The organism is Streptomyces sp. LS1784 (genome assembly GCF_020103755.1).
In the GTDB taxonomy this organism is placed as follows: Bacteria; Actinomycetota; Actinomycetes; order Streptomycetales; family Streptomycetaceae; genus Kitasatospora.
In genome coordinates this window covers 1-4,324 of record NZ_JAHSQD010000643.1, presented here as the reverse complement: position 1 = coordinate 4,324, position 4,324 = coordinate 1, and the positions used below count along the sequence as shown (strand labels likewise).

The following is a 4,324-nucleotide window of genomic DNA, read 5'->3' as shown; positions in this document are numbered from 1 at the left end:
AGTAGGTGAGGTACGCCGCGCTCACACCCTCCAGCGCCCCCTCCCACGTCCCCTCGTCATGCCAGTCGAACGGCACCGCACCCGAGCGCGAACCCACCCGCACCTCGTAACCCCGGGCCGTCAGCCGCTCCGCCACCCGGCGACCCGTCTTCCCCGTCCCACCGACCACCAGCACGACACCGGACTCGACCGCGAGATCCACCACACCAGCCATCACGAACACCCTCATTCCAAGACTCGAAGGAATCACCGGAGACCGATCTGTCGAAGGCGCCGGTTGCGCCCGATCGGTTCGTCGTCGTGGCACCATTCAAATCCCCCCTGGCCGGACGATCCATAGCCGCCGCTCTCAGTTCCATGCGCGAGCGTCTACGTCACCGACCAGCGACGCTCCGCCCGCCCATGGCCGTCGAGCCGCCCGCGACCAGGGCTCCCCGGTACCCACCACAACACACCCCACCCCCACTCGAAAGCCCTTTCCAGCGCCTCTCGACCCCTCCTCGACCGTGCGCGGGAACCGCCGCGAATTTCACCCGGAAACGGCCGGTGAGGGTCATGAACCGAGCGGTCGGCGACGAATGTCCACCTTTTCGGGAGCCCGGAATCCCTCGTCGCTGCCGATCGCCCCACGGTACGGCCCCGAAGGGACTCCGTCCGGTCCGGATGATCCGGCTCCGCTCCGGATGCGGCCCGCCGCCCGGTACGGCCCCGCCCGGCCGCCGGAGCCCTGCCGAGGTGCTCGAATGCTCCCGCACCCCAGGGTCAGGCAGGTGACCGGAACCCGTCGAGCCCTTGCGCAAATATTCTGACCGATCATCAGACTTGCCATGGGTTAGGGAGATTGTCCGTGCAAGCACTCCCGATCCATGGCTAGCATCTGAAATCCATTCTGTTCGAGCGCTAATCGCCTGGGAGGGGCGGCGCCGGGCAGACCGACAGGAGTCTTCATGCGCGTGTCCAAGCACGTCCACCCCGTCAGCAGCCGCCCGACCGCGGCCGACGTCGCCCTGCCACCGGCGCTGCCCTATCCCGACGGCTGGTCCGCACTCGCCTTCTCCGCCGAACTCAAGCCCGGCACCGTCCTCACCCGCCAGCTCGCGGGCGAGGACGTCGTGCTGTACCGGCTGCGCGACGGCCGCCTCCGCGCGATCCGCCCGTACTGCCCCCACCTGGGCGCCCACCTCGGCCTGGCCACGGTCGAGGGCAACGACCTGGTCTGCCCCTTCCACCGCTTCGCCTTCGACGCCGAGGGCCGCTGCGTACGCACCGGATACGGCACCCCGCCGCCCAAGACCGCGCTGACGCCGCTGCCGGTGCGCGAGGTGAACGAGGCGGTCTTCGTCTGGCGCCACCACGACGGCCGGGAGCCGGACTGGGAGATCCCCGCCTGGCACCGGCTCGGCGGCGGGCGCCAGCCGCTGCGGTACGCCTCCTTCGAGATGCCCGGCTACGCCCAGGACGTCATGGAGAACTCCTTCGACCTGGGCCACTTCGTCACCCTGCACGGCTGGCCGCAGGGCGAGTTGGTGGCGCCGGTCGAGTTCGACGGCACCGGCTTCCACATCTCGATGCTCGTCCGGGAGACCTTTCCGCTGCTCGGGCTGCGCGAGGTCCACGTGGACGTGGACGGGTACGGTCTCACCGCCCTGCACACCGACGTGCACACGCCCTCGCTCGGCCTGGAGATCTGCTCACTGGTCATGGCCACCCAGGTCGCCCCGGGCCGGATGCAGTTGCGGCAGGCGAGCCGCTTCGTCATGTCGGAGCCGTCCGGGCTGCCGCCGGCCGTCGCCCGGACGGTCAGCCGGGCGGTCACCAGGCTGCTGGCGGGCCCGATGTTCAAGCGCAACCTGGAGTTCACCTCGGCAGACTTCCCGATCTGGTCCACCAAGCGGTACACGTCCCCGCCCCGGCTCGCCCCGGGCGACGGGCCGATCGGCGCGATGCGGCACTGGGCCCGGCAGTTCTACCCGCCGGACCACCAGGCGCACCTTCCGGGGCCGGCCGCGCTCGCCGACCGCAACGGCCCGGGCGCACCCGACGGCGACGCCGCCGCGGGCCGCACCCGAACGGAGACCTCCGGCAAGGCACCCAGTGGGGCCACCCGGGGCTGAGCCGATCCCGACGGCAGCCTGCCCCTGCCGGTCGGCGGCTTCTCGGGCGACCTGCGGAACAAGTAGCCCCCGGTTCCACACGCGGCGGGGCGGCCCTCACTCCCGGCGGGCCGCCCCGCCGCTTCCGCCTGCCCGGAAGCCCTCACCAGAGCGCCCGGAACCCCACTCGACGGGCACTTGAGGAATCCGGCCCCCTCCCCTCGCCGCCACTAGGGTGCGACGCATCCACCCCACCATCCCCGTGATTCGAACACACTTCCGCACCAGCAGGGCCGCCGTCCCCACGGCGCACCGCTCCCGTCCACCGGATCCACGAGTCCCCGTCCCCCGCACGAGAGGAGAACCGCCATGCACCTCAGGGTCCTCGGCCCCCTGACCGCCGACCTCAACGGCATCTCCGTCGCCCCCACCGCCGCCAAGCAGCGCCAGATCCTCGCCCTCCTCGCGCTCTACCCGAACCGGATCCTGCCCACGGCCACCCTGATCGAGGAGATCTGGGGCGACGACCCACCCAGACAGGCGCTCACCACGATGCAGACGTACATCCTGCAACTGCGCCGCCGGATCACCCAGGCCCTCGGGCCGACCCCGCACACCACCGCCAAGGACATCCTCACCACCCGGCACGGCGGCTACCAGCTCACCACCCACCCGGACAACCTGGACGTCCACACCTACAACCTGCTGACCACCCAGGGCCAGCACGCCTTCAACCACGGCCAGGACCACCAGGCCGCCACCCACTTCCGCCAGGCCCTGGCGCTCTGGCACGGCCCCGCCCTGGTCGACGTCCGGCCCGGACCGATCCTCACCATCGAGATCATGCGCCTGGAGGAGAGCCGGCTGATCACCCTGGAGCGCCGCATCGACACCGACCTGCGGCTCGGCCGGCACAACGAGCTGATCCCCGAGCTCACCCACCTGACCCACCGGCACCCGCACCACGAGGGCCTGCACGCCCAGGCCATGGTCGCGCTCTACCGGGCCGGCCGGCAGACCAGCGCCCTGACGACCTACCACCACCTGCGGCACCGGCTGACCACCGAGCTCGGCATCCAGCCCTCCCCGCACCTCCAGCACCTCCAACACGCGATCCTCACCCTGGACCCCACCCTCAACACGCCCACCACGGCCCACCCGACCACCTACAACCTGTACTCGGCCTGAGCCCCGTCCGGACGGCCGTCCCCGCCGACCTCTCCCAGCCCTCACCCACAGGACGCGTCATGACCACCGCACCCGAGAAACCCCTCGCCCTGATCACCGGCGGTACCCGCGGCATCGGCCTCGCCATCGCCCGCGAGCTCGGCGGCCGCGGCCACCGTGTCTTCATCTGCGCCCGCACCGCCCGGGACATCGACCAGGCCCTCGCCACCCTGCGCGACGAGGGCCACCAGGCCGACGGCCTCACCTGTGACGTCCGCGACCCCGGCCAGGTCGGCGAACTGATCCGGCACGCGGTGGCCCAGTACGGCCCGATCACCGTCCTGGTCAACAACGCCGGACGCACCGGCGGCGGCCCGACCGCCACCACCACCGACGACCTCTGGTACGACGTCATCGACACCAACCTCAACGCGGTCTTCCTGGTCACCCGGGAGACCCTCCGGCACGGCCACATCACCAGCACCACCCACCCGCGGATCATCAACATCGCGTCCACCGCCGGGAAGCAGGCCGTCACCCTGGGCGCCCCGTACACCGCGAGCAAGCACGCCGTGATCGGCTTCACCCGGGCGCTGGCCAAGGAGCTGGCGCCGACCGGCACCACCGTCAACGCCATCTGCCCCGGGTACGTCCAGACCCCGCACACCGCCAGGATCCACCACGAGTACGCGACCGCCTACAACACCACCCCCGAGACCATCCACCAGCACTTCCAGACGCACATCCCGCTCGGCCGCTACACCACGCCCGAGGAGGTCGCCTCGCTGGCCGGCTACCTCACCAGCCCGACCGCGGCCAGCATCACCGCCCAGGCACTGAACGTCTGCGGCGGGCTCGCCACCCAGTAACCCCGGCGCGATCCTGGCCGGCCCACGGGAAGGATGAGGGCTCCGGTGCCCGCTGATCAGCAATGACGAACCGTCAGTTCTCCAGCGCACCCGTCACCTTGCTGGTGGCCGGCACCCCCGCGCCCGAGCCGTGCCTGCCCGCCGCCCGTCCGCCCGGACCGCTGGACGCCGGGGCGGCGCGTGCCGCACTGGCCG

The 4,324-nt window shown here is 71.5% G+C and carries 4 protein-coding genes; 3 read left to right on the top strand and 1 reads right to left on the bottom strand.

Annotated elements, in window-relative coordinates; genetic code table 11:
• The coding region (locus KS423_RS39615) for an NAD-dependent epimerase/dehydratase family protein (protein ID WP_374120125.1) at window positions 1-214 on the bottom strand (214 nt) is incomplete at its 3' end.
• A gap of 733 nt (window positions 215-947) precedes the next feature.
• Here KS423_RS39615 and KS423_RS39610 point away from each other — a divergent pair.
• From KS423_RS39610 to KS423_RS39600, 3 genes are all read left to right on the top strand, one after another.
• Entirely contained in the window at window positions 948-2,114 is a 1,167-nt protein-coding gene (locus KS423_RS39610; RefSeq protein ID WP_224284574.1) for a Rieske 2Fe-2S domain-containing protein, read from the top strand.
• Window positions 2,115-2,462: 348 nt separating this feature from the next.
• Entirely contained in the window at window positions 2,463-3,281 is an 819-nt protein-coding gene (locus KS423_RS39605; protein WP_224284573.1) for an AfsR/SARP family transcriptional regulator, read from the top strand.
• A gap of 59 nt (window positions 3,282-3,340) precedes the next feature.
• On the top strand, window positions 3,341-4,129 hold the full coding sequence (locus KS423_RS39600) for an SDR family NAD(P)-dependent oxidoreductase (RefSeq protein WP_224284572.1): 789 nt from the start codon (window positions 3,341-3,343) through the stop codon (window positions 4,127-4,129).
• Window positions 4,130-4,324 lie beyond the last annotated feature (195 nt).

Bases quoted from the DNA above. Each gene is read 5' to 3' on its own strand.
- KS423_RS39610 (WP_224284574.1), top strand. From the start codon at position 948: ATGCGCGTGTCCAAGCACGTCCACCCCGTCAGCAGCCGCCCGACCGCG.
- KS423_RS39605 (WP_224284573.1), top strand. From the start codon at position 2,463: ATGCACCTCAGGGTCCTCGGCCCCCTGACCGCCGACCTCAACGGCATC.
- KS423_RS39600 (WP_224284572.1), top strand. From the start codon at position 3,341: ATGACCACCGCACCCGAGAAACCCCTCGCCCTGATCACCGGCGGTACC.